The sequence below is a fragment of the Streptomyces sp. Ag109_O5-1 genome (assembly GCF_003814875.1).
GTDB classification, from domain to species: Bacteria; Actinomycetota; Actinomycetes; order Streptomycetales; family Streptomycetaceae; genus Streptomyces; species Streptomyces sasae.
Map to the genome: position 1 here is coordinate 2,516,582 of NZ_RKQF01000001.1, position 19,595 is coordinate 2,536,176.

The 19,595-nt window shown below is 70.9% G+C and carries 24 protein-coding genes; 11 read left to right on the forward strand and 13 right to left on the reverse strand.

Features of this window, described 5'->3' with window-relative positions:
- Positions 1-46: 46 nt before the first annotated feature.
- The 4 genes from EDD90_RS11220 (at position 47) to EDD90_RS11235 (ending at position 2,359) form a co-directional block, all read left to right on the forward strand.
- The gene (locus tag EDD90_RS11220; RefSeq protein WP_123972874.1) at positions 47-577 is read left to right on the forward strand and encodes a hypothetical protein; all 531 of its coding nucleotides are present in this window, start codon (positions 47-49) and stop codon (positions 575-577) included.
- A 3-nt stretch (positions 578-580) separates the two neighbouring features.
- Positions 581-1,180, forward strand: coding sequence for a histidine phosphatase family protein (locus EDD90_RS11225; RefSeq protein WP_123972875.1), 600 nt, complete (start codon positions 581-583; stop codon positions 1,178-1,180).
- A 78-nt stretch (positions 1,181-1,258) separates the two neighbouring features.
- Complete coding sequence (locus tag EDD90_RS11230; RefSeq protein ID WP_123972876.1) at positions 1,259-1,879, forward strand: hypothetical protein; 621 nt, start codon at positions 1,259-1,261, stop codon at positions 1,877-1,879.
- A gap of 57 nt (positions 1,880-1,936) precedes the next feature.
- The gene (locus tag EDD90_RS11235) at positions 1,937-2,359 is read left to right on the forward strand and encodes a thioesterase family protein (RefSeq protein WP_123972877.1); all 423 of its coding nucleotides are present in this window, start codon (positions 1,937-1,939) and stop codon (positions 2,357-2,359) included.
- A 17-nt stretch (positions 2,360-2,376) separates the two neighbouring features.
- On the opposite strand, the gene EDD90_RS11240 is transcribed toward EDD90_RS11235, so the two are convergent.
- Positions 2,377-2,778: a helix-turn-helix domain-containing protein gene (locus tag EDD90_RS11240; RefSeq protein ID WP_185149039.1), complete on the reverse strand. Its 402-nt coding sequence runs from the start codon at positions 2,776-2,778 to the stop codon at positions 2,377-2,379.
- A gap of 127 nt (positions 2,779-2,905) precedes the next feature.
- On the opposite strand from EDD90_RS11240, the gene EDD90_RS11245 reads away from it, so the two are divergent.
- The gene (locus EDD90_RS11245; protein ID WP_123972878.1) at positions 2,906-4,345 is read left to right on the forward strand and encodes an MFS transporter; all 1,440 of its coding nucleotides are present in this window, start codon (positions 2,906-2,908) and stop codon (positions 4,343-4,345) included.
- 49 nt (positions 4,346-4,394) lie between these two features.
- On the opposite strand, the gene EDD90_RS11250 is transcribed toward EDD90_RS11245, so the two are convergent.
- The gene (locus EDD90_RS11250) at positions 4,395-5,258 is read right to left on the reverse strand and encodes an NAD(P)H-binding protein (RefSeq protein ID WP_123972879.1); all 864 of its coding nucleotides are present in this window, start codon (positions 5,256-5,258) and stop codon (positions 4,395-4,397) included.
- A gap of 93 nt (positions 5,259-5,351) precedes the next feature.
- On the opposite strand from EDD90_RS11250, the gene EDD90_RS11255 reads away from it, so the two are divergent.
- Both EDD90_RS11255 and EDD90_RS11260 read left to right on the forward strand, forming a co-directional pair.
- Positions 5,352-6,143, forward strand: a complete 792-nt coding sequence (locus EDD90_RS11255) for an AraC family transcriptional regulator (protein ID WP_123981148.1) — start codon at positions 5,352-5,354, stop codon at positions 6,141-6,143.
- A gap of 41 nt (positions 6,144-6,184) precedes the next feature.
- The gene (locus tag EDD90_RS11260; protein WP_123972880.1) at positions 6,185-6,799 is read left to right on the forward strand and encodes a 3'-5' exoribonuclease; all 615 of its coding nucleotides are present in this window, start codon (positions 6,185-6,187) and stop codon (positions 6,797-6,799) included.
- On the opposite strand, the gene EDD90_RS11265 is transcribed toward EDD90_RS11260, so the two are convergent.
- Positions 6,753-7,373, reverse strand: a complete 621-nt coding sequence (locus tag EDD90_RS11265; protein WP_123972881.1) for a TMEM175 family protein — start codon at positions 7,371-7,373, stop codon at positions 6,753-6,755. The two genes, EDD90_RS11260 and EDD90_RS11265, sit on opposite strands and share 47 nt — an antisense overlap.
- 110 nt (positions 7,374-7,483) lie before the next feature.
- On the opposite strand from EDD90_RS11265, the gene EDD90_RS11270 reads away from it, so the two are divergent.
- On the forward strand, positions 7,484-8,293 hold the full coding sequence (locus tag EDD90_RS11270) for a chitosanase (protein WP_260327805.1): 810 nt from the start codon (positions 7,484-7,486) through the stop codon (positions 8,291-8,293).
- On the opposite strand, the gene EDD90_RS11275 is transcribed toward EDD90_RS11270, so the two are convergent.
- The 7 genes from EDD90_RS11275 to EDD90_RS11305 form a co-directional block, all read right to left on the reverse strand.
- The gene (locus EDD90_RS11275; protein ID WP_123981150.1) at positions 8,278-9,606 is read right to left on the reverse strand and encodes a nucleobase:cation symporter-2 family protein; all 1,329 of its coding nucleotides are present in this window, start codon (positions 9,604-9,606) and stop codon (positions 8,278-8,280) included. The genes EDD90_RS11270 and EDD90_RS11275 overlap by 16 nt on opposite strands.
- Positions 9,607-9,891: 285 nt before the next feature.
- Positions 9,892-11,268 carry an 8-oxoguanine deaminase gene (locus EDD90_RS11280; protein WP_123972883.1) on the reverse strand — a complete coding sequence of 459 codons (1,377 nt, stop codon included), beginning with the start codon at positions 11,266-11,268 and terminating at the stop codon, positions 9,892-9,894.
- 116 nt (positions 11,269-11,384) lie between these two features.
- Positions 11,385-12,341, reverse strand: a complete 957-nt coding sequence (gene pucL / locus EDD90_RS11285; protein WP_123972884.1) for a factor-independent urate hydroxylase — start codon at positions 12,339-12,341, stop codon at positions 11,385-11,387.
- A 4-nt stretch (positions 12,342-12,345) separates the two neighbouring features.
- Positions 12,346-12,747: a hydroxyisourate hydrolase gene (uraH, locus tag EDD90_RS11290; protein ID WP_123972885.1), complete on the reverse strand. Its 402-nt coding sequence runs from the start codon at positions 12,745-12,747 to the stop codon at positions 12,346-12,348.
- A gap of 33 nt (positions 12,748-12,780) precedes the next feature.
- The gene (gene uraD / locus EDD90_RS11295; RefSeq protein WP_123972886.1) at positions 12,781-13,290 is read right to left on the reverse strand and encodes a 2-oxo-4-hydroxy-4-carboxy-5-ureidoimidazoline decarboxylase; all 510 of its coding nucleotides are present in this window, start codon (positions 13,288-13,290) and stop codon (positions 12,781-12,783) included.
- Between the two features lie 268 nt (positions 13,291-13,558).
- The gene (locus EDD90_RS11300) at positions 13,559-13,927 is read right to left on the reverse strand and encodes a helix-turn-helix domain-containing protein (RefSeq protein WP_123972887.1); all 369 of its coding nucleotides are present in this window, start codon (positions 13,925-13,927) and stop codon (positions 13,559-13,561) included.
- Entirely contained in the window at positions 13,924-14,178 is a 255-nt protein-coding gene (locus EDD90_RS11305; protein ID WP_123972888.1) for a hypothetical protein, read from the reverse strand. Before EDD90_RS11305 ends, EDD90_RS11300 begins: the two co-directional genes overlap by 4 nt.
- A gap of 213 nt (positions 14,179-14,391) precedes the next feature.
- On the opposite strand from EDD90_RS11305, the gene EDD90_RS11310 reads away from it, so the two are divergent.
- Positions 14,392-15,243, forward strand: a complete 852-nt coding sequence (locus EDD90_RS11310; protein WP_123972889.1) for a YihY/virulence factor BrkB family protein — start codon at positions 14,392-14,394, stop codon at positions 15,241-15,243.
- A gap of 8 nt (positions 15,244-15,251) precedes the next feature.
- Here EDD90_RS11310 and EDD90_RS55300 read toward each other — a convergent pair whose 3' ends face one another.
- The 3 genes from EDD90_RS55300 to polX form a co-directional block, all read right to left on the reverse strand.
- Positions 15,252-15,425: a hypothetical protein gene (locus EDD90_RS55300; RefSeq protein WP_185149040.1), complete on the reverse strand. Its 174-nt coding sequence runs from the start codon at positions 15,423-15,425 to the stop codon at positions 15,252-15,254.
- Between the two features lie 24 nt (positions 15,426-15,449).
- Entirely contained in the window at positions 15,450-15,806 is a 357-nt protein-coding gene (locus EDD90_RS11315; protein ID WP_123972890.1) for a PRC-barrel domain-containing protein, read from the reverse strand.
- A 62-nt stretch (positions 15,807-15,868) separates the two neighbouring features.
- Positions 15,869-17,608, reverse strand: a complete 1,740-nt coding sequence (gene polX / locus EDD90_RS11320; protein WP_123972891.1) for a DNA polymerase/3'-5' exonuclease PolX — start codon at positions 17,606-17,608, stop codon at positions 15,869-15,871.
- 109 nt (positions 17,609-17,717) lie between these two features.
- Here polX and EDD90_RS11325 point away from each other — a divergent pair, with 109 nt between their 5' ends.
- Both EDD90_RS11325 and EDD90_RS11330 read left to right on the forward strand, forming a co-directional pair.
- A complete protein-coding gene (locus EDD90_RS11325) occupies positions 17,718-18,548 on the forward strand; it encodes a TIM barrel protein (protein WP_123972892.1) in 831 nt (276 codons plus the stop codon).
- 41 nt (positions 18,549-18,589) lie between these two features.
- The gene (locus EDD90_RS11330) at positions 18,590-19,504 is read left to right on the forward strand and encodes a 2-hydroxy-3-oxopropionate reductase (protein WP_123972893.1); all 915 of its coding nucleotides are present in this window, start codon (positions 18,590-18,592) and stop codon (positions 19,502-19,504) included.
- The last annotated feature ends 91 nt before the right edge of the window (positions 19,505-19,595 follow it).

Consider the following 19,595-nt stretch of genomic DNA (forward strand, 5'->3'; position numbering starts at 1 on the left):
GCCGTGCCAGGTGCGACGGCCCCGCTCCCCCGGGTAACCCGTCCCCATGACCCAGCGTCCGCTGCTCCTCCTCGACGTCGACGGCCCCCTCAACCCGTTCCGGGCCAGGTTCCTGTGGCACCGCGGGTATGTGACCCGCAGGCAGCACCCCGCCAACTGGTCCTCCCGTCAGAAGCCCGGCTCCCGGAAGCTGCGCAGGGGGCTGCGGGTGCGGCTGCACCCGGGGCACGGGGCCCGGCTGCTCGCGCTGCCGTACGAGCTCGCCTGGGCCACCACCTGGATGCATCAGGCCAACGAGATGATCGGGCCGGTCATCGGGCTGCCCGAACTGCCCGTCATCGAGTGGCCGGAGCTGTTCGCCGAAGACCCGGACGGGCTGTACTGGAAGACCCGGACCGTCGTGGAGTGGACGGCGGGACGGCCGTTCGTGTGGGTGGACGACATGGTCACCGGAAGCGATGTCCGTCATGTCGCCGAGCATCACGACGGCCCGGCACTGCTCCTTCCGGTCGATCCTCGGCACGGCCTACGGGCGCGGGAGTTCGCCGAACTGGAACACTGGGCTCTTAGCCTCTGAGCCATGGGTGATCTCTTTCTCGTCCGGCACGGTGAGACCGAGTGGTCGCGGTCCGGACGGCATACCAGCTGGACCGACGTGCCGCTCACCGAGCACGGGCGGGCGGAGGCGCAGCGGCTGGTGCCGTTGATCCGCTCGCACCGCATCGGCGCCGCCTTCGTCAGCCCGCTCCAGCGGGCCCGGGAGACCGCCGAGCTGATCGGGGTGCCCGACGCGCGCGTGGACTCCGATCTGCGGGAATGGGACTACGGCGGCTACGAGGGCGTGACCACCATGGAGATCCAGCGCACCCGGCCGGGCTGGTTCCTGTTCACGGACGGGGTGGCGCCCGGTCCGCCGGAGCATCCCGGGGAGACCCCGGAGCAGGTCGGGGAGCGCGCCGACCGGATGCTGGCCAAGGTCGACGCGGCCCTCGCGAACACGGAGGGCGTCGTGCTGCTGGTGGCCCACGGCCACTTCCTGCGCGTCCTGACCGCCCGCCGCCTCGGCCTGCCCCCGTCCCAGGGGGCCCTCTTCCAGCTGGCGACCGGGACGCTGAGCCGACTGGGCACGGAACACGCACGGCCGGTGATCGCGGGGTGGAACACCCGGCCCGGCACCTAGCGGGACCCCGCTGTCAGTCCCCGGTCGTAGCCTTCGGAGAAGGGATCAGTACCGCTCGGCACCGGGAAGGAGCACGCCGTGACCCGACCACCCACCGCCGCGCAACGGCGGGTCATCGACGCCGCCGACCCGGTCACCGGGCGGCTGCGGGGTACGGAGGCACAGCTGGCGGCGCTGGTGAGGCACGGCCTCGCCTTCCGGCACCCGCGGCCGCCGCACGACCACTTCCTGACGCCCGCGGGGCACCGGACACGGGACGCGGCTCCGCAACCCCAGGCGGCGGCCCGGCCGGAGCCAAACGGGGTGTTCGCCCCGCGCGTCGGCGGTGCGGAGACGGCCGACGACGGGCCCGCCCGCGCACGTGAGGTGCACAGCGCCTGGCAGGGGCTGCTGGAGCTGCGCCGGATGACCAATCCCGACGCCGCCGTGGACCGGCCGTGCGGCTGGGAGCGTGCGCATCTGGTGCGGGCCGCCGCGCTCGCCCTGGAGGCGGCCGGGCATCCGCCCGAGGGGCCGGACCGCGCCGGCTACCGGGTCCGGGCGACCCCGCAGCCGGAGGCGGTCGCCGTGTACGAAGCGGACGGCGAGCGGTTGCGGGCGTGCGAGGCCACGCTGGAGCGGGCCGGCTGGCAGACCGGCGAGTACACGGAGCCCCGGACCAGAACGCGCTATCTGCTGGCATCGCCGCGCCGGGTGTGACGGGCGTGCCAGGATGCAGACGGAAGATCAGTGCGCCGTACACGAGAAGGGGAAGTCGTGAGCGAACCGTATTCCGTCCGCGTCACGGTCCGTGGTTACGAGACCGATGTACAGGGCCATCTGAACCAGGCGGTGTACATCAACTACGCGGAGCACGCCCGCTGGTCGCTGCTGCAGGCGGCCGGGGTCAGCCAGGCCCGGCTGATAGGCCGGGGCGTGGGCCCGGTGGCACTGGAGACGACCATCCGGTACAAGCGGGAGCTGCTCGCCGGTGACGAGGTCGATGTGACCTGTGCGTTCGAGTGGAGCGGCGGCAAGACGTTCCGGATACGCCAGACGATGACCAAGGCGGACGGCACACCGGCCGCCGAGGTCGACGCGGTCGGCGGGCTGCTGGACCTGAAGGCCCGGAAGCTGGTGGCCGATCCGCGTGAGATCTTCAAGGAACTCACTTCGGACCCGGAGCTTTTCGGGCTCTAGAACCCCGCGAACTCCGTCTACGCGTCGAGCAGTTCGGGATTGTGCTCGGCGTCGTAGACCGCCCGCGCCTGTGCGATGTACCCGCGGTTGCGCTCGGCCCAGTCCGTCAGCCGCTGCAAGGTCTCGTGCAGCTCATAGGCCACCGGAGTGAGTTCGTACTCCACCTTCGGGGGCACCGTCGGATGGACGGTGCGGGTCACCAGTCCGTCGCGCTCCAGGTTGCGCAGCGTGAGGGTGAGCATCCGACGGCTGATGCCCTCGATACCGCGCTCCAGCTCGGTGAAGCGGATGGGGCCGTGTGAGGCCGCGACCAGGATCTGGACGCTCCATTTGCCGGCCACCCTGTCAAGAACCTCGCGGACCGGGCACGCGTGCGCGTTCACGACCTGCGACGTAACACCGGTGTTCCTCAGGGACATCGACCTGCCTCCTTACGCCGGCCTCCATGGTCACCCACGATGTACTCCGTTACAAGTCGTGCACCAAGACCCCGTCGGAAACCGGCGGTTCCCCTGGAGACTACGGAAAATCGGAGGCCACGCCGCCATGACGGCCCTCACCTCGTCACGGACACGAACGCCGCACCGAACATACTCCCGCTGGGCCTCTCTGGTCGTGCTGTGCGCGGGAGCCCTCATGACGATCCTGGACGGCACCATCGTGACCGTGGCGATGCCCGCGATGCAAACGGACCTGGGCTTCTCGGGGGCGGGGCTGGCCTGGGTGGTGAACGCCTATCTGATCCCGTTCGGCGGGCTTCTGCTGCTGGCCGGCCGGCTGGGTGACCTGCTGGGCCGGAAGCGGATGTTCACGGCCGGGATCGCCGTGTTCACCGTGGCCTCCGTGCTGTGCGGGCTGGCGACGAGCCGGGCACTGCTCGTCGCGGCGCGGGCCGTCCAGGGTGTGGGCGGGGCGATGGCGTCGGCGGTGGTGCTCGGCATGCTGGTGGCCCTCTTCCCGGAGCCGCGCGAACAGGCCCGCGCCATCGCGGTGTTCAGTGCGGTCGGGGCGGGCGGGGCCACGCTGGGCACGTTCCTCGGCGGGGCGCTCACCCAGGCGCTGAGCTGGCACTGGATCTTCCTGATCAATCTGCCGATCGGCGTCGTCGCCTGGCTGGCGGCGGTCCGGGTGCTGTCCCCGGAGCCCTCCCCGGAGCCCGGCCCCGGACTCCGCGACGGCGCCGACTACCCAGGGGCGGCACTGGTCACCGGTGCGCTGATGCTCACGGTGTACGTCATCGTCGGCTCCGGTGACCGCGGCAGGACCGCGACCCTGCTGCTGGCGGCGCTCGCCCTCACCCTCTTCGTGGCGTTCGCCGTCCGCCAGACGCGTACCGAACGCCCGCTGCTGCGCCCGAGACTGTTCCGTTCCCGGCTGCTGACCGGCGCGAACGCCGTGCAGATCCTGATGATCGCGACGATGTACGGCTTCCAGTTCATCGGCGCGCTCTACATCCAACGCGTCCTGGGCTTCGACGAGTTGACCACCGGCTTTGCCTTCCTGCCGGCGCCCCTGGTGATCGGGCTCCTGATGATGACCCTGTCCGCGCGGACGGTCGGCCGCTTCGGGGCGTATCCGGTGCTGCTGACCGGGCTGGTCCTGATCGCCGGCGGCATGGCGCTGCTCAGCCGGGCCCGCGCCGACGGTTCCTACGCGGCCGACGTGCTGCCGCCCATGCTGCTCCTCGCGGCCGGGTTCGCCGCCGCGATGCCCCCGCTGACCGGTCTGGCCATGTCCGGCGCCCCCGAGGAGGACGCCGGTCTGGCCTCAGGGCTCTTCAACACCACGCAGGTGGTGGGCGGTTCACTGGGGCTCGCGGCGCTGTCCACGCTGGCGGCGAGCCGTACGGACACCCTGCTGGCCCGGGGCACGGAGCTGGTCCCGGCCACGGCGGAGGGCTACCGGCTGGCGTTCCGGGTGGCGACCGGGATCGCGGTGACGGCCCTGGCGCTTGCCGGGGCGATGCTGCGGCCGCGGAACCGGTGAAACGGGGCGTGGCCGCGCACAGGAACAGCGGTGCCGGTGCGGCGGTGCCTCAGCCCACCTCGAAGAGCCCCTTGTTGTCCTCGGCCCAGGTCCGGAAGGACCGGGCCGGCCGGCCCAGCGCCTCGGACACGTCCTCGGTGACCACCGCGTTGCCTCCGGCGCGGACGAACGCCAGGCCGTTCAGGGCGCCATCGGCCTGGCGCGCGTCCATGCCCCACGCCGTGCGGAGGAAGTCCCGGGTCTCGTCCGGGGACAGGTCCCGGGTCGGGACCGGGCGGCCCAGGACCTCGGCGAGCACGCCGGCCTGGCCGGGGACGCTGATCGCCTCGGGACCGGTCAGCGTGTACGTCCGCCCCGCGTGCCCGGCGTCGAGCAGGGCCCGCACCGCCACTTCGGCGATGTCGCGCGGATCGATGACACCCGACGCCCCGTCCCCGGTCATATTGGGCACCGCCTCGCCCGCACGGAGCGCCGGGAGCCAGGTCAGCACGTTGGAGGCGAACGACGAAGGCCGCAGCACCGTCCAGGCGAGCCCGCTGTCCCGCACGGCCCGCTCCCCGTCCACGTGCCACATCGAGGAGGGACCGGCATCCGCATCGCCGGTGGCGATGGCGGAGAGCTTCACGAGCCGCTCGACGCCCGCGGCCCGGGCCGAGGCGACCAGCGCCGCGTCCTGTCCCTCGTCGGGGCCGGGCGGACGGAGCAGGAACACGGCCGTGGCACCGGCCAGCGCGGGATCCACGGACACCGGGTCCGTATAGTCCCCGCGCACCGCCTCCACCCCGGCGGGGATCTGCGCCCTGGCCGGATCCCGAGTGAGCGCGCGCACCTTGGCACCCCGCCCGGCCAGTTGCCGTACGACTTCACTTCCGATGGTGCCCGTGGCACCCGTCACCAGAATCATGCGATCCACGGTGAGGCGGCCGGGCCGCTCGGCTCTTGGAAATTCCGGCACGGCCGGCCCGCCCCGGCGGGGGTGCCGGGCGCTTACGGTGGAAGGGTGCCGATGACCATCGCCAAGCCGCTTCAGACCCTGCCCGAGGCACTGCGCCCGTGGATCGCCGAGGTGCGGACCATGTCCTTCACCGAGCCGCCCGAAGGGACGTTCGTGCATCTGCCCGACGCGGTGACCAAGGTGGTGCTGCGAGTGGCGGGGGACGGACGGCGGGACGTGCTGGCCGTCGGGCCGCGGGTACGGGCGAGCTACCACGAGGGCAAGGGCGACCTCGCCTGCGTGGAGCTGCGCCTCGCGCCGGGAACGGCCCGGCCCCTGCTGGGAGTTCCGGCCGACGGGCTGGTCGGCCAAGTGGTGCCGCTGGACCGGCTGCCCGGCGGGGTGGCCCGCCGGTTCGCGCGTGAGGTGCGCTGGCTGGACCCCGTGGAGGCGCTGCCGCGCATGACCGAGGTACTGCCCGAGCTGCTCTCGGAACAGCTGGATCCGGCCCGGACATCGCTGCTGCGGGCGGGCGTCGAGGCGTTGTCGGTGCGGATGGACCGGGCGCCCGCCCAGGTGCGGGACGTGGCCCGGGAACTGGCCGTCAGCGAACGCCAGTTGCGCAACCTGTTTGCCGACGGGGTCGGAGTCTCCCCGAAGCACTACGCCCGTATCGACCGCGTCCGCGCGGTCGCCACCCGGGCGGGCAGCGCCGGCTGGTCCGAACTGGCCGCGGCCACGGGCTACTTCGACCAATCGCACATGACGACGGACTTCCGCACCCTGATGGGTGTCCCGCCACGCTCGTACTTCACCGGCCGGCTCCCCGCGCTCAGCCCCTGCCAGGCGACCCGGCGCCCCTGAATTCGGATGCGCACCGAGGTCCCGGCTGCCAGGATCCGGCCATGTCCGCACGACGCGTCAGGCCAAGCTGCTACATCTCGGTCGACATCGAGGCCGACGGCCCGATCCCGGGGCCGTACTCCATGCTGAGCATCGGCGCGGCCGTCGCCGGCGCGCAGGACGCCGACGGGTTCACCCCGGCAGACCCGGAAGAGCGCACCTTCTACCGGGAACTACGTCCGATCAGCGAGGACTTCGTGCCCGAGGCGCTCGCGGTGAGCGGCCTGGACCGGGCCCGGCTGGCGGTGGAGGGCGCCGAACCGGCCCTGGCGCTCGCCGAGTTCAGCGACTGGGTCGGTGAGGTGAGCGCGGGTGCGCAGCCGGTGATGTGCGGGTACCCGGCGTCGTATGACTGGACGTTCCTGTACTGGTACCTGATCCGGTTCACCGGTTCGAGCCCCTTCGGGCACTCCGGCTGCCTGGACATGAAGACGCTGTACGCGACGAAGGCGGGCCTGCCGCTGCGGGCGGTGGCGAAGCGGACCATGCCCGCGCGTCTCCTCTCCGCCCGCCGGCACACCCACCATGCCCTCGACGACGCGATCGAGCAGGCGGACCTGCTCGTCAGTCTCATGGCGTGGCCGGGTCCCGGCGGGTCGGGACCGGTACCTGGTTGAAGCCGTAGTAGAGGGCGAGCAGGCCGTGCGCGGCCAGAGTGAGCGGTGCGGAGACGAAGGCCAGGCCGAGCGTGACCGGGTAGCCGAGTGAGCCGAGGGCGAAGCGGGCCCGGGTGCGGCGGGCCGCCTCGGCGTCGACGCGGGCGTCGAAGAGGTGGCCCGTGCGGGTGAGGTGCCACCACAGGGCCTGGAACGCGGCCGCCATCAGCACCATCACCAGGCTGTAGACGGCCGCCGCCGTGTGCGAGTCGGCGTCCTCGCGGAGGTATTCGGCGAGCATCGCCGTCGGCCAGGGCACCGCGGACACCACCATCAGCACCAGCAGGTTCAGGAACATCAGGGTCCGGTCGACCCGGGCGACATAGCTGAACACCTGGTGGTGGTTGACCCACATGATCCCGATGACCAGGAAGCTCACCACATAGGCGGCGTACGACGGCCACTGCTCGCCGAGCGCCTGCCAGAGGCTGTCGCCCGCTCCGGCCTTCGGCACCTTGATGTCCAGGACGAGCAGGGTGACGGCGATGGCGAAGACCCCGTCGCTGAAGGCCTCGACCCGGCCCGACTCGTTCATGTCGTACTCCCCCGTCTGCTCACAGTGACTTCCTACCGCCACCCCACCGCTTTCCCAAGTTGCCGCGCCAGTCTCAACATCCTTTGACAGCACCCTGCTTGGGAGAACCTGTGCCGATCCTGCACGCACGAGCCGCCCGTCGCACCCTGTTCGCCGCCGTGGGCGCCGCGCTGCTGACCTCGCAACTGCCCTCGGCCGAGGCCGCGGACGCCACCGGACTGGCGGACCCCGTCAAGAAGGACATCGCGATGCGGCTGGTGAGCAGCGCGGAGAACTCGTCCCTGAACTGGAAGGCGCAGTACAAGTACATCGAGGACATCGGCGACGGGCGCGGCTACACCGGCGGGATCATCGGTTTCTGCTCCGGTACGGGCGACATGCTGACGTTGGTCGAGCTGTACACGGAGTGGGACGCGGACAACCCCCTGGCGAAGTATCTGCCTGCGCTGCGGATGGTGAACGGCACCGACAGCCACGAGGGCCTCGACCCCGGCTTCCCGGCGGCCTGGCGGAAGGCGGCGAAGACGGCGGCCTTCCACAGGGCGCAGCGTCACGAACGGGACCGCGTCTACTTCACCCCCGCCGTGGCGCGCGCCAAGAAGGACGGTCTCGGCACGCTCGGCCAGTTCGTCTACTACGACGCGATGGTCATGCACGGCCCCGGCACGGACGCCGTCAGCTTCGGCGGCATCCGCAATCGCGCCCGCAGGCACGCGGCCACCCCGGCGGACGGCGGCGGGCAGCGGAAGTACCTCAACGCCTTCCTCGACGCCCGCGTGTGGGCGATGAAGCAGGAGGCCGCCCACCGGGACGTCAGCCGGGTCGAGACGGCCCAGCGGGTCTTCCTCAAGGCGGGCAACCTCGACCTGGACACCCCGCTCAAGTGGAAGGTGTACGGGGACAGTTACGAGATCGCATGAGGTGGCGGGAGGGGTACGGCGGCCTCCGCCGTACCCCTCGCGGCCGGGCGATGCCGGCCCAGGTGGTTGAAGACGAGGTTGAGGAGTACGGCCGTCACGCAGCCCGTCGAGATGCCCGAGTCGAGGACGATCCGGGCCGTCTCCGGGAAGGCGTGGTAGAAGTCCGGAGCGGTGATCGGGACGATGCCGACGGCGAGCGAGACGGCGACGACCAGGACGTTCTCGTCCTTCTCCAGCCCGGCCCTGACCAGGGTCTGGATGCCGCCGGCCGCCACCGAGCCGAACAGGACCACGCCCGCGCCGCCGAGCACCGGGCGGGGTACGACGGCGATCAGCGCGGCGGCCGTCGGGCACAGCCCCATCAGCACCAGGAACCCGCCGCCGACCGCGACCACGAACCGGCTGCGGATCCGGGTCATCGCGACCAGGCCGATGTTCTGGGCGAAGGCGCTGCACATGAACCCGTTGAACAGCGGGCTGATCGCCGAGCCGAGGGTGTCGGCGCGCAGCCCGGCCGCGATCGTCCGCTCGCCGGCGGGGCGTTCGACGATCTCACCCAGCGCCAGCATGTCCGCGGTCGACTCGGTCATCGAGACCACCATCACCACGCACATGGACAGGATCGCGGCGATCTGGAACTGCGGGACGCCGAAGTGGAAGGGGGTAGGGAAGCCGATGACGTCCGCGTCCGCGACCGGGCCGAAGTCCGTGATCCCGAACGGGACGGCGACGACCGTGCCCGCCACCAGGCCGATCAGCACGGCGATCTGCTTCACGAAGCCGCGGGTGAAGCGGCGAACGAGCAGGACGACGAGGAGCGTTGCGGCGGCCAGGCCCAGGCACTTCGCCGAACCGTAGTCGTCGGCCGTGGGGTCGGGGCCCTGGGCCCAGCCGAAGGCGACCGGGAGCAGCGAGACCCCGATGAGGGTGATGACCGTGCCGGTGACGACGGGCGGGAAGAAGCGGACCGCCTTGCCGAAGAACGGGGCGGCGAGGAAGCCGAGAAGGCCGGCGACGATCACCGCGCCGAAGATGACCGGCAGGGCGTCCGACCTGTCGTGGGTGGAGGCGGCTATCGCGGTCATCGGGGCGACCCCGGCGAAGGTGACGCCGTTGACGAAGGGCAGCCGGGCGCCGATCTTCCAGACGCCGAGGGTCTGCAGGAAGGTGGCGAGGCCCGCGGTGAAGAGGCAGGCCCCGGTGAGGAAGGTCAGTTCGGTGCCGGGCAGGCCGATGGCCGCGCCGACGATCAGGGGTGGGGCGACCACCCCGGCGTACATGGCGGCCACGTGCTGAAGGCCCGTGGCCGCCATTTTCAGGGGCGGAAGCTTCTCGTCGACGGGATGCACTTGGTGCGCGGACACGGCGGCTCTCCTCCGGTCGGTTACACGTCGGCTCTGACGCGGGGTTCAGGGAGGTGGTGCGTGCGATCCAGGTCGTGCGGGACCCGAGGGGAGGACGGTGACCGTTCCTGGGCGCGCACGACCGTTCGCGCGCGCCCAGGTGACGGCCGCCGTGGACCCATCCCGGGGTCCACGGCTGCCGGCCGGGAGCCGTCCCTCCCGACCGGAGTTCATGTGCCGCACGGAGCAGCGGTGTTACTGGGGGGTGATACGGGCCAGTCGTTGGGCCTCGGCCCGGGTGGAGCGGGCGATCGCGTCCTCGTCGACGTGCAACAGACGGTTGTCCTCGACGATCTGACGGCCATTCACGAAGGAGGCGGTGACCGGGGCGGCCGCGCCGAAGACGAGGGCGGTCACCGGGTCGGCGATGGAGGCGTGGGCGAGGGTATCCAGCTTCCAGAGCACCAGGTCGGCGAGCTTGCCGGGTTCGAGGGAGCCGATCTGGCCTGCCCGGCCCAGGACTTGGGCGCCGCCGTAGGTGCCCAGGCGCAGCGCCTGGCGGGCGTTCAGGGCGGCTTCCCGGTGCGCGCCGAGGCGGTTGATCAGCAGCGCGTTGCGCAGTTCGGTGTGGAGTTCGCCGGATTCGTTGGACGCGGTGCCGTCGACGCCGAGGCCGACCGGGACACCGGCGGCGAGCATGTCGGGGACGCGGGCGATCCCGGCCGCGAGCCGGGCGTTGGACGACGGGCAGTGCGCCACACCGGTCCTGGTCCGGGCGAAGGCGGCGATGTCCGAGTCGTTCATATGGACGCAGTGCGCCATCCACACGTCCTCGCCGAGCCAGCCGGTGGACTCGAAGTAGTCGGTCGGGCCCATGCCGAACAGCTCGTGGCAGAACTTCTCCTCCTCGACCGTCTCCGAGCCGTGCGTGTGCAGCCGTACCCCGAGGCGGCGGGCCAACTCCGCGCCCTCGCGGAGGAGTTCGGTGGAGACGGAGAAGGGCGAGCAGGGGGCCACGGCCACCTGGGTCATCGCGTCGAAGGAGGCGTCGTGGTGTTCCTTGACGGTCGCCTCGGTGGCGGTGAGGGCGCCTTCGAGGGTCTCGACGGCGAAGTCCGGGGGCAGGCCGCCGTCCTTCTCGCTGCGGTCCATGGAACCGCGGGCGAGGGTGAAGCGGACGCCCGTCTCGCGGGCGGCGCGGATGATCGCGCCGGAGAGGTCGCCGGAGTCCTTCGGGTAGACGTAGTGGTGGTCCATCGCGGTGGTGACCCCGCCGCGGGCCATCATGGCAAGGGAGCCCTGAGCGGCCGCGTACACCATCGGCTCGTCGATGCGCGCCCAGGTCGGGTACAGCGCGACCAGCCAGTTGAAGAGGTTGTGGTCGGTGGCCAGGCCCCGGGTGATCCACTGGTAGTAGTGGTGGTGGGTGTTGACCAGGCCGGGGGTCACGAGGTGGCCGGTGGCGTCGATACGGCGCTCGATGTTCTCCAGGCCCTCGGGGGCCCCGCCCTCGCCGACCGACTCGATGCGGTTGCCGGCGATGACGACGTACCCGTTCGCGTACTCGGTGTCGTGGGCGTCGACGGTCGCGATCGAACAGTTCTCGATGACGATGCGCCGGTCTGCTGCCATGAATTCGTCCTTTTCGCTCAGTGGACTTGTGGTGAGGGCACGGCAGGACCCCGGGGATTTGAGTGCCCCGGCCGGGAGGACGGGCTCCGCGGCCGAGGGTGCCGAAAAGGTGTCGGTCAGAGGTTGGAGAGGTCGACCGGGATCTTCGCCTCGCAGCCGTCCCGGAGGACGGTCGCCTCGATCAGGCCGTAGGGCCGGTCGGCGGCGTAGTACACGGCACCGTCTTCGGTGGCGTTCTTCAGCCCGAACGGCTCCAGATCGACCAGGAAGTGGTGCTTGTTCGGGAGGGAGAAGCGGACCTCGTCGATCTCGGCGCGATTGTCGATGATGCGCGCGCCCATCTGGTAGAGCGTCTGCTGGAGCGAGAGGGAGTAGGTCTCGGCGAAGGCCTGGAGCATGTGCGTCTTCGTCTGCTCGTAGGACCTCTCCCAGTCGGGCATCTCCTGCGCGTCATCGGTCCAGTTGAACCGCCAGCGGCCGGAGACCTGGGTGGCCAGGATGCGGTCGTACGCCTCGGGAAGCGTCGTGTACTTGTCCTTGACGTAGCCCCAGAACTCGGAGTTGGTCGAGTTCATCACGACCAGGTCCTTCAGACCCGAGACGACCTCCCACGACTCACCGTCGTAGGTGATCTGGGTGAGCCGGGTCTCCTGACCCTTGCGCACGAAGGAGTGCTTGGCCTCGTCCGCGCCGCTGCGTCCGGAGTTCGCGTCGGAGGCCTCGATGCGCTCCCAAGCGTACTCCTCGATGCGGATCCGGGCCCGGTGGATCGGCTCCTGCGAGGTCACGAAGTGGCGGGCGAGGTGGATGCCGAACTGCTCGGCGGACTCGATGCCGTGCTCCTTGGCGAACGCGTACACCGTGTTCTTGGTGGTGTCGGTCGGCAGCACGTTGGCGTTGGAGCCGGAGTAGTGGACCTCTTCCATGTCGCCGGAGAGCGACACGGACACGTTGAGGTCCTTGATGTGGTGGGTGGCACCGCCCCGCGTGATCTTCACGACCCGGTTCTCGGCCTTGCCGTACTGGTTCTGTCCAAGAATCACAGGGCGGCCAGGGCGGGAATTGTCTGCCATGTAGCTAGCTCCCTCGGTAAACGGAGTAGCCGAACGGGTTGAGCAGCAGCGGCACGTGGTAGTGCTCCCCGGGGTGCACGGCGAAGGTGATCGCCACCTCCGGGAAGAACACGGATCCGCTGTCCCGATTCGCGGGGGCGTCCTGCTGCGCATCGGCTTGCTTCTTCACGGACTTCTCGAAATACGGCTCCACCGCGAAGTCGAGCCGTACATGGGTGGTTCCCTCCGGCAGCGCCGGCAGGTCCTTGCACCGGCCGTCGGCGTCGGTCGCGCTGCCGCCGAGCGCCTGCCAGTCCGCTTCCCGGCCGCTGCGGGCGGAGAGCCGGACGGCGACATCCGTGGCGGGGCGGCCGATGCTGGTGTCCAGGATGTGGGTGGACACGGAGGCGGTGGTGCTGGTGCTCATGGTGTCAGGCGTCCTCTTCGGTCTGCTTCGACTTCAGTCTGCTTCGACGAGCCGGGCCAGCCGGATACGGTTGATCTTTCCCAGCTCGGTGCGGACGATCTCGCGCTCCTGTCCGGGCGCGTTGCCGATCCGCTCCTTGACCGCGTCGCGCATCTCCTCGCCGGTCCGGCCGGTGGCGCAGATCAGGAAGACATGGCCGAACTTCTCCTGGTAGGCCAGGTTGAGTTCGAGCATTTCCGCCTTGAGCCCTTCGGCGGCGCCGGCCATACCCGACTGCTCCCGGGCCGAGGTCGGATCGCCCGGCCTGGGGCGGCCGATCGGCGGGTGCCCGGCCATGGCCTCCTCCAGGTCCGCCCCGGTCAGGTCGGCCATGGCGGCGTCACTGGCCAGGTAGAGGGACTCGGGGGTGGCGTAGGGGCGGGCGGCGAGCAGGCGCCGGGCCCATGCCGTGGAGGCACACGCCTCGTGGAGGGCGGCGAAGGCCGCGTGCTCCTCCAGATCATTGAACCGGGCCAGGCCCGGGGGCGTGGAAGTCGACGTCACGGGAGCCTCCGTGGCCGCGAGCGGCCTTCGTGCTGAACGGACTGCCGTCAGCTAACGCCCTCCGGGACCCAACGTCAACACTTTGTTGAAAATTCCGCGTAACAACCCCCGCTCGGAGGCGCCGACCGGCTCTCGCTGAGAGGCCACCGGCCTTCCGTCCCCGCGAAGCCTCCGGCCGGGCTCGCCGCGTGAGGCCCTCCGGCCCGGCCTCCCGCCGGGCTCGCCCCACCGAAGCGGTCCGGCGGGACTCTCCCCGTGAAGCCTCCGGTCAGCTCTCCTTGTCGCGGTTCAGGTAGTTGTAGACGGTGAAGCGGCTCACCCCGAGCGCGCTCGCCACAGTCTCCACACCATGGCGCACGGAGAAGGCGCCCCGCGCCTCCAGCACGCGCACGACCTCCTGCTTCGCCTTGCGGTCCAGGTCGGCCAGCGGCTTGCCCTGCTTGCGCTCCATGGCGGCCAGGATGTGGTCGAGGGAGTCGGCGAGCTGCGGCAGCCGTACGGCGACGGCGTCGACGCCCTCCCAGGCGAGGATCACATCGTCAGGGCCGGCCTCATCGGGCGGGAGCAGCTCCCCGCCCATGGCGTCGACCAGTGGCTTCACGGCCGTGATGAAGGGCTCGTCCCCGTTGCCGGTCACTTGTCGCCGCCCTCTCCCACCACGTTGACCTGGAGCGAGATCCGAGTGGCCCCGGCCTCCAGGGCCCGGCGCAGCAGCGCGTCCACGGCGGTGAGCACGGCGTCGGCGCCGCCCTCCGCGGTGTTCCCGAACGGCCCGACGTCCACCGCGTCCAGCCGCGCCCCCTCGATGACCTCACGGGCGACCAGCGCGTGTGCGGGGGCCTCGTCGAGGTCGAAGGGCTCGGTCGTGAACTCCACTTTCAATCGCATTGCATCCCCAAACACCCTCTGACCTGCACATTCACCCCGGCTCGACGGAGCCTGTCCATCCGTCACGAGGCGACCATAACCGAACGGGCCATGCCCGCGCCCGGCTCATTCCCCAGGACCTGTCGGCAACTGCCGGGCTCGCCCGGAGGGTGCGCGACGTCCCCGGCGCGAGAAGCGGCTCGGCCGGCCGGCCGGGATGAGAGCATCCGTCTCATGGATGACGCAGAGGGCCGCGCGGCCAGGTGGTGGGCCGCGCTGCGCAGGACACCGGTGGCCGTCTGGAACGACGACGTCACGGACTGGGCGGCCGCGCTGACCTATTACGCGGTCCTGGCCCTGTTCCCCGTGCTGCTGGTGATCCTCTCGATCCTGGGGCTGACCATCCCCACGGCCAAACCCGAGGTCATCGACCACATGGCGCAGGCCGCCCCGGAGGAGTCCCGCGCCCTGCTGCGCAGCACCCTGCGGCAGATGGCGGACCAGTCGTCGACGGCCTGGACCCTGATCTTCCTGGGCGGGGCCGCGGCCCTGTGGTCGGGCAGCAGCTATCTGAGCGTCTTCCGCCGGGCGCTGCACGCCATGCACCGGGTCAGTTCGCACCGGCCGGTCTGGCGCACCGCTCCGCGCATCATCGCGACGGCCCTCGTCCTGATCGCCGTCCTCCTCACCTCCACCCTCGCGTTCTTCCTGACCGGCGACCTCACCCGGCGTCTGGGCGCGGCGCTGAACCTGGGGGCCGGGCCGCAGGAGGCCTGGGGCACCCTCCGCTGGCCGGTGGTGGCCGCGGTCGCCGTCGTCCTGGTGCTCGTGCTCTACCGTTCGGGCCCCGCGCCCTCCCGTCCGGTCCGGAAGATGGCACCGGGAGGCACCCTGGCGGTCGTACTCCTGGTGGCCGTCACCGTCGGATTCGCCGTGTACACCGCTCATGCCGGCACCTATCACCGTCTGTACGGATCGCTGGCGGGCGTTGTGGTCTTCCTGATCTGGCTGTGGCTGTCCAATCTGGCCCTGCTGATCGGCGCCCAGTTCAACGCCGAGTTGGCGAAGCCCGCTCAGAGGCACTGAGCTCCCGGTCAGCGCGCGATGCGGTGGTGCCGTCCGCGACGGCTCAAGCGGAACCCACCGAGCACGAGGTCGGCGACCAGCACCAGGGCACCGATTATCAGCAGGTAGAACAGTCCGTGGGCGGCGAAACCGATGATGCCCAGGACAAGTGCCACCAGGATCAGCAGCAGAAACAGACTCATGGGTTCTCCCTACGCTTCGATGGCTCACCGCCGGGCGAGCCGGCGCTCGCCGCCGGTGCCCGGGGCGTAGTCGAGGTCGTAGTGCGCAAAGACCGCGGGTTCCCGGGAGGCCGGGAGCTCGCCGTCCGTGTCGATCGCGGGAGCCTTCCTCACCACGCCCTTGTCGAAGGCGACCCTCAGACAGCCGGGACCGACGGTCGCATTCACAAGCGGGACGAACACCAGCCGCCGACGGGTGGGCAGCCCTACCGTGACGGTGGCATACAGGGGCTTGTCGGTCGCGGTGTCGACATAGACCGATTCCAGGACGCCGATCTTGTGACCGGTCGCGTCCACCACATCGTGACCGCGCCATTCGCGGATGTCGCCGGCTTCGAGCATCACCTACCTCCGCGTATCCAGGTACCCCTGATCGGACGGTTGACGCGACGGTCGGGCCCGGTTCACCGGCCCTTGCGCAGGAAGCCGCGCAACCGCCGCTCCGGCCAGGTGTTGATCACGTCGTCCGCGGTGAGCCAGCCGCGCTGGGCGGTTCCGATGCCGTAGCGCATGTTGGCCAGGTGCGGGACGGCGTGGGCGTCGCTGTCGACGGCGAACCGCACACCGTACCGCCGGGCCCGCAGGATGTCCTCGTCGCGCAGGTCGAGCCGGTGCGGGTGGGCGTTGATCTCCAGGGCGGTGCCGGTGCGGGCGCAGGCCTCGAAGACGGCGTCCAGGTCGGCGTCGATGCCGGGCCGCTTGCCCATGAGGCGGGTGGTGGGGTGGCCGATGATGTTGACGTACGGGTTCTCGCAGGCCCGCACCAGCCGCCGGGTCAGCGCCTCGCGGCCCTGGTTGAAGTGCGAGTGGACCGAGGCCACGCACAGGTCGAACCCGGCGAGGAAGTCGTCCGGCCAGTCCACCTCACCCTCCGGGCCGATGTTCAGCTCGGTGCCGTGCAGCAGCCGCAGCCCGCCGCGCCGGCCGCGGGTGGGGTACGTGCCGTCCAGCTCGCGCGCCCGTTCCCGCTGGGCCAGCATCCGCTCGTCGGTCATGCGCTGCATGGCCAGGTCGGGCGCGTGGTCGGTGATCGCGTAGTAGGCGTAGCCGCGCGCGGCGGCGGCCTCGGCCATCTCCTCCAGCGGGGCGAGCCCGTCCGTGAGGTCGGTGTGGGTGTGCAGGTCGCCGCGGAGGTCGGACTCGGCGACCAGGTCGGGCAGTTCGTCCCGCAGCCCGGCCTCGATCTCCCCGCGGTCCTCGCGCAGCGGCGGCGGGATCCACGGCAGGCCGAGCCGGGCGTACACCTCCTCCTCGGTCCCGGAGACGATCTTGTCGCCGCTCTCTGCGTCGAAGAGCCCGTACTCGGAGAGCTTCAGCTTCTGGTGCACGGCCCGTTCGCGGGTGCGGATGTTGTGGGCCTTGGAGCCGGTGAAGTACTGGAGGGCCGCACCCCAGGAGTCCGGCGGTACGACGCGCAGGTCGACGTTGAGACCCTTGCCGGTGCGTACGGAGGTCTTCGTCTCGCCCTGCCCGATGACCTCGGTGACGTACGGCAGCCCGGTGAACGCCTTCATGATCGGCGCCGACTTCTCCGCGGCCGCGAGGATGTCGATGTCGCCGATGGTCTCCCGCATCCTGCGCAGTGAACCGGCGTACGCGCACCGCTCGCAGCCGGTCACCCCGAAGAGTGCGCCGACGATGTCCTCGGCCAGCTCCATGGCCACGTCGATCTGCACCCGCCCGCCGGCGGACCGGAGCAGTTCGATGCCGTGCAGGATGTTCTCCTCGGTCTTCGGCCCGAAGCCCCTGAGGTCGCGCAGCCGCTCGCTGCGGATGGCGTCGGCGAGTTCCTCGACCGAGGAGACGCCCAGTTCCTCGTAGACCGCCATGGCCTTCTTCGGGCCGAGGGTGGGGATGGCCGTCAGCCGCCGCACCCCGTCCGGGATCTTCGCGCGCAGCTCCTCGACGGCGGCCACGCTGCCGCTGTCGAAGTACTCACGGACCTTCTGGGCGATGGACTTCCCGACGTTCGGGATCTCCTGGAGCCCCTTGAGGTCGAGGGTGGAGACGTCGGCGTGATGGCCGCCCACCGCGCGTGCGGCCTTCTCGTAGACGCGCGCCTTGAACGCGTCTCCGCCGGTGATCGAGATGAGGTCGGCGTACTCCTGGAGCAGCGCGGCGACCTCGTCGTTGGACCGGGCCACCCCCTCAGAGTACTTGACAGCCTTCCCTCACCACGGGCAGTCTTCCGTTAAGCAGAAACAAACTTCCGCAATACGGAATCACTGGAAACGGAAGGGAGCGCCGGCCCCCATGGGATTCGCAGAGCAGCGCTTCAACGTCAACCTGTCGATCCTCTTCACGGAACTCCCGCTCCTGGAACGCCCCGCGGCCGCCGCCGCGGCCGGCTTCGGCGCGGTCGAGCTGTGGTGGCCCTGGGTCGGCTCCCCCACCCCCGAGCGGTCCGAGCTCGACGCGCTGAAGAGGGCGATCGAGGACGCGGGCGTCCGGTTGAACGGCCTGAACTTCTACGCCGGACGGCTGCCCGGCCCCGACCGGGGCGCCCTGTCGGTCCCGGGCGAGGAGTCGGAGAGGTTCCGCGCCAACATCGACGTGGCCGCCGACTTCGCCGGATCGCTCGGCTGCGGGGCCCTCAACGCCCTGTACGGCAACCGTGTCGACGGCGTGGATCCGGCCGAGCAGGACGCCCTGGCGCTGCAGAACCTGGTCCTCGCGGCGCGGGCGGCCCACCGGATCGGCGCGGTGCTGCTGATCGAGGCACTGAACAAACCGGAGTCACCGCTGTATCCGCTGGTGTCGGCGCCGGCCGCGGTCGGGATCGTCGACAGGGTGAACGAGGCGACGGGACTCGGCAACGCGCGCTTCCTCATGGACCTCTACCACCTGTCGATGAACGGCGAGGACCTGCCGTCGGTGATCGAGCGGTACGCGTCGAGGACCGGCCATGTGCAGATCGCCGACAGCCCGGGCCGCGGCGCCCCTGGCACGGGCTCGCTCCCGCTGGAGGAGCTCCTCGACCTGCTGAGGAAGGCCGGTTACGACGGCTGGGTGGGCCTGGAGTACAAGCCCGGCGACCGGCCCAGCTCCGAGTCCTTCGAGTGGCTCCCGCGCGCAGCGCGCTGAACTCCCCGACCCTGCCGAGCAGTCAGAGAGGCACCCCCGACATGAGCAACCTCGCAGATTCCTCCCGCCCGGCCCGCCCGGCGATCGCCTGGATAGGCCTCGGCATCATGGGCTCCCCCATGTCCGAGAACCTGCTCAAGGCGGGTTACGACGTCACCGGGTTCACCCTGGAGCGGGACAAGCTGGACCGGCTGACCGCCGCCGGCGGCACCGCCGCCTCCTCGATCGCCGAGGCGGTCCGGGACGCCGACGTGATCATCACGATGGTGCCCGCGTCACCCCAGGTCGAGGCCGTCGCGTACGGTCCCGACGGCATCCTCGACAACGCCCGGTCCGGCGCGCTCCTCATCGACATGTCGTCCATCACCCCGCAGACCTCGGTCGACCTGGCGAAGGCGGCGGCGGCCAGGGGCATCCGCGTCCTGGACGCGCCCGTGTCCGGCGGTGAGGCCGGCGCCGTCGAGGCCGTGCTCTCCATCATGGTCGGCGGCGGGAAGGCCGACTTCGACGCCGCGAAGCCGGTCTTCGAGGCGCTGGGCAGGACCATCGTGCTGTGCGGTCCGCACGGCTCCGGCCAGACCGTGAAGGCCGCCAACCAGCTGATCGTCGCCGTGAACATCCAGGCGTGCGCCGAGGCCGTGGTCTTCCTGGAGAAGTCCGGCGTGGACCTGACGGCCGCGCTGGACGTCCTGGGCGGCGGCCTGGCCGGTTCGACCGTGCTGGCGCGGAAGAAGGACAACTTCCTCAGCCGGGACTTCAAGCCGGGCTTCCGGATCGACCTGCACCACAAGGACATGGGCATCGTGACCGACGCGGCCCGCAACGTCGGCGCCGCACTGCCCGTCGGTGCCGTGGTGGCGCAGCTGGTCGCGTCCCTGCGCGCGCAGGGCGACGGCGGCCTGGACCACTCCGCGCTGCTGCGCGCGGTCGAGCGCCTGTCCGGCGCCCGGGTCTGACCCGGCGAACCCCCCGCGCTTCCGGGCGGCGCCGCCGCCGACAACTGTCCTGTCGCGCCCAGGCGTCGGCGCCGCCCGGAAACCACTTCGA

Bases quoted from the DNA above. Each gene is read 5' to 3' on its own strand.
- EDD90_RS11255 (WP_123981148.1), top strand. From the start codon at position 5,352: ATGACCATCGCCAAGCCGCTTCAGACCCTGCCCGAGGCACTGCGCCCG.
- EDD90_RS11225 (WP_123972875.1), top strand. From the start codon at position 581: ATGGGTGATCTCTTTCTCGTCCGGCACGGTGAGACCGAGTGGTCGCGG.
- EDD90_RS11245 (WP_123972878.1), top strand. From the start codon at position 2,906: ATGACGGCCCTCACCTCGTCACGGACACGAACGCCGCACCGAACATAC.
- EDD90_RS11220 (WP_123972874.1), top strand. From the start codon at position 47: ATGACCCAGCGTCCGCTGCTCCTCCTCGACGTCGACGGCCCCCTCAAC.
- EDD90_RS11275 (WP_123981150.1), bottom strand. From the start codon at position 9,606: ATGGCGGCCACGGGCCTTCAGCACGTGGCCGCCATGTACGCCGGGGTG.
- EDD90_RS11305 (WP_123972888.1), bottom strand. From the start codon at position 14,178: ATGCGATTGAAAGTGGAGTTCACGACCGAGCCCTTCGACCTCGACGAG.
- EDD90_RS11315 (WP_123972890.1), bottom strand. From the start codon at position 15,806: ATGCTCGAAGCCGGCGACATCCGCGAATGGCGCGGTCACGATGTGGTG.
- EDD90_RS11280 (WP_123972883.1), bottom strand. From the start codon at position 11,268: ATGGCAGCAGACCGGCGCATCGTCATCGAGAACTGTTCGATCGCGACC.
- EDD90_RS11240 (WP_185149039.1), bottom strand. From the start codon at position 2,778: ATGTCCCTGAGGAACACCGGTGTTACGTCGCAGGTCGTGAACGCGCAC.
- EDD90_RS11265 (WP_123972881.1), bottom strand. From the start codon at position 7,373: ATGAACGAGTCGGGCCGGGTCGAGGCCTTCAGCGACGGGGTCTTCGCC.
- EDD90_RS11260 (WP_123972880.1), top strand. From the start codon at position 6,185: ATGTCCGCACGACGCGTCAGGCCAAGCTGCTACATCTCGGTCGACATC.
- EDD90_RS55300 (WP_185149040.1), bottom strand. From the start codon at position 15,425: ATGAGTCTGTTTCTGCTGCTGATCCTGGTGGCACTTGTCCTGGGCATC.
- EDD90_RS11330 (WP_123972893.1), top strand. From the start codon at position 18,590: ATGAGCAACCTCGCAGATTCCTCCCGCCCGGCCCGCCCGGCGATCGCC.
- pucL (WP_123972884.1), bottom strand. From the start codon at position 12,341: ATGGCAGACAATTCCCGCCCTGGCCGCCCTGTGATTCTTGGACAGAAC.
- uraH (WP_123972885.1), bottom strand. From the start codon at position 12,747: ATGAGCACCAGCACCACCGCCTCCGTGTCCACCCACATCCTGGACACC.
- EDD90_RS11310 (WP_123972889.1), top strand. From the start codon at position 14,392: ATGGATGACGCAGAGGGCCGCGCGGCCAGGTGGTGGGCCGCGCTGCGC.
- EDD90_RS11325 (WP_123972892.1), top strand. From the start codon at position 17,718: ATGGGATTCGCAGAGCAGCGCTTCAACGTCAACCTGTCGATCCTCTTC.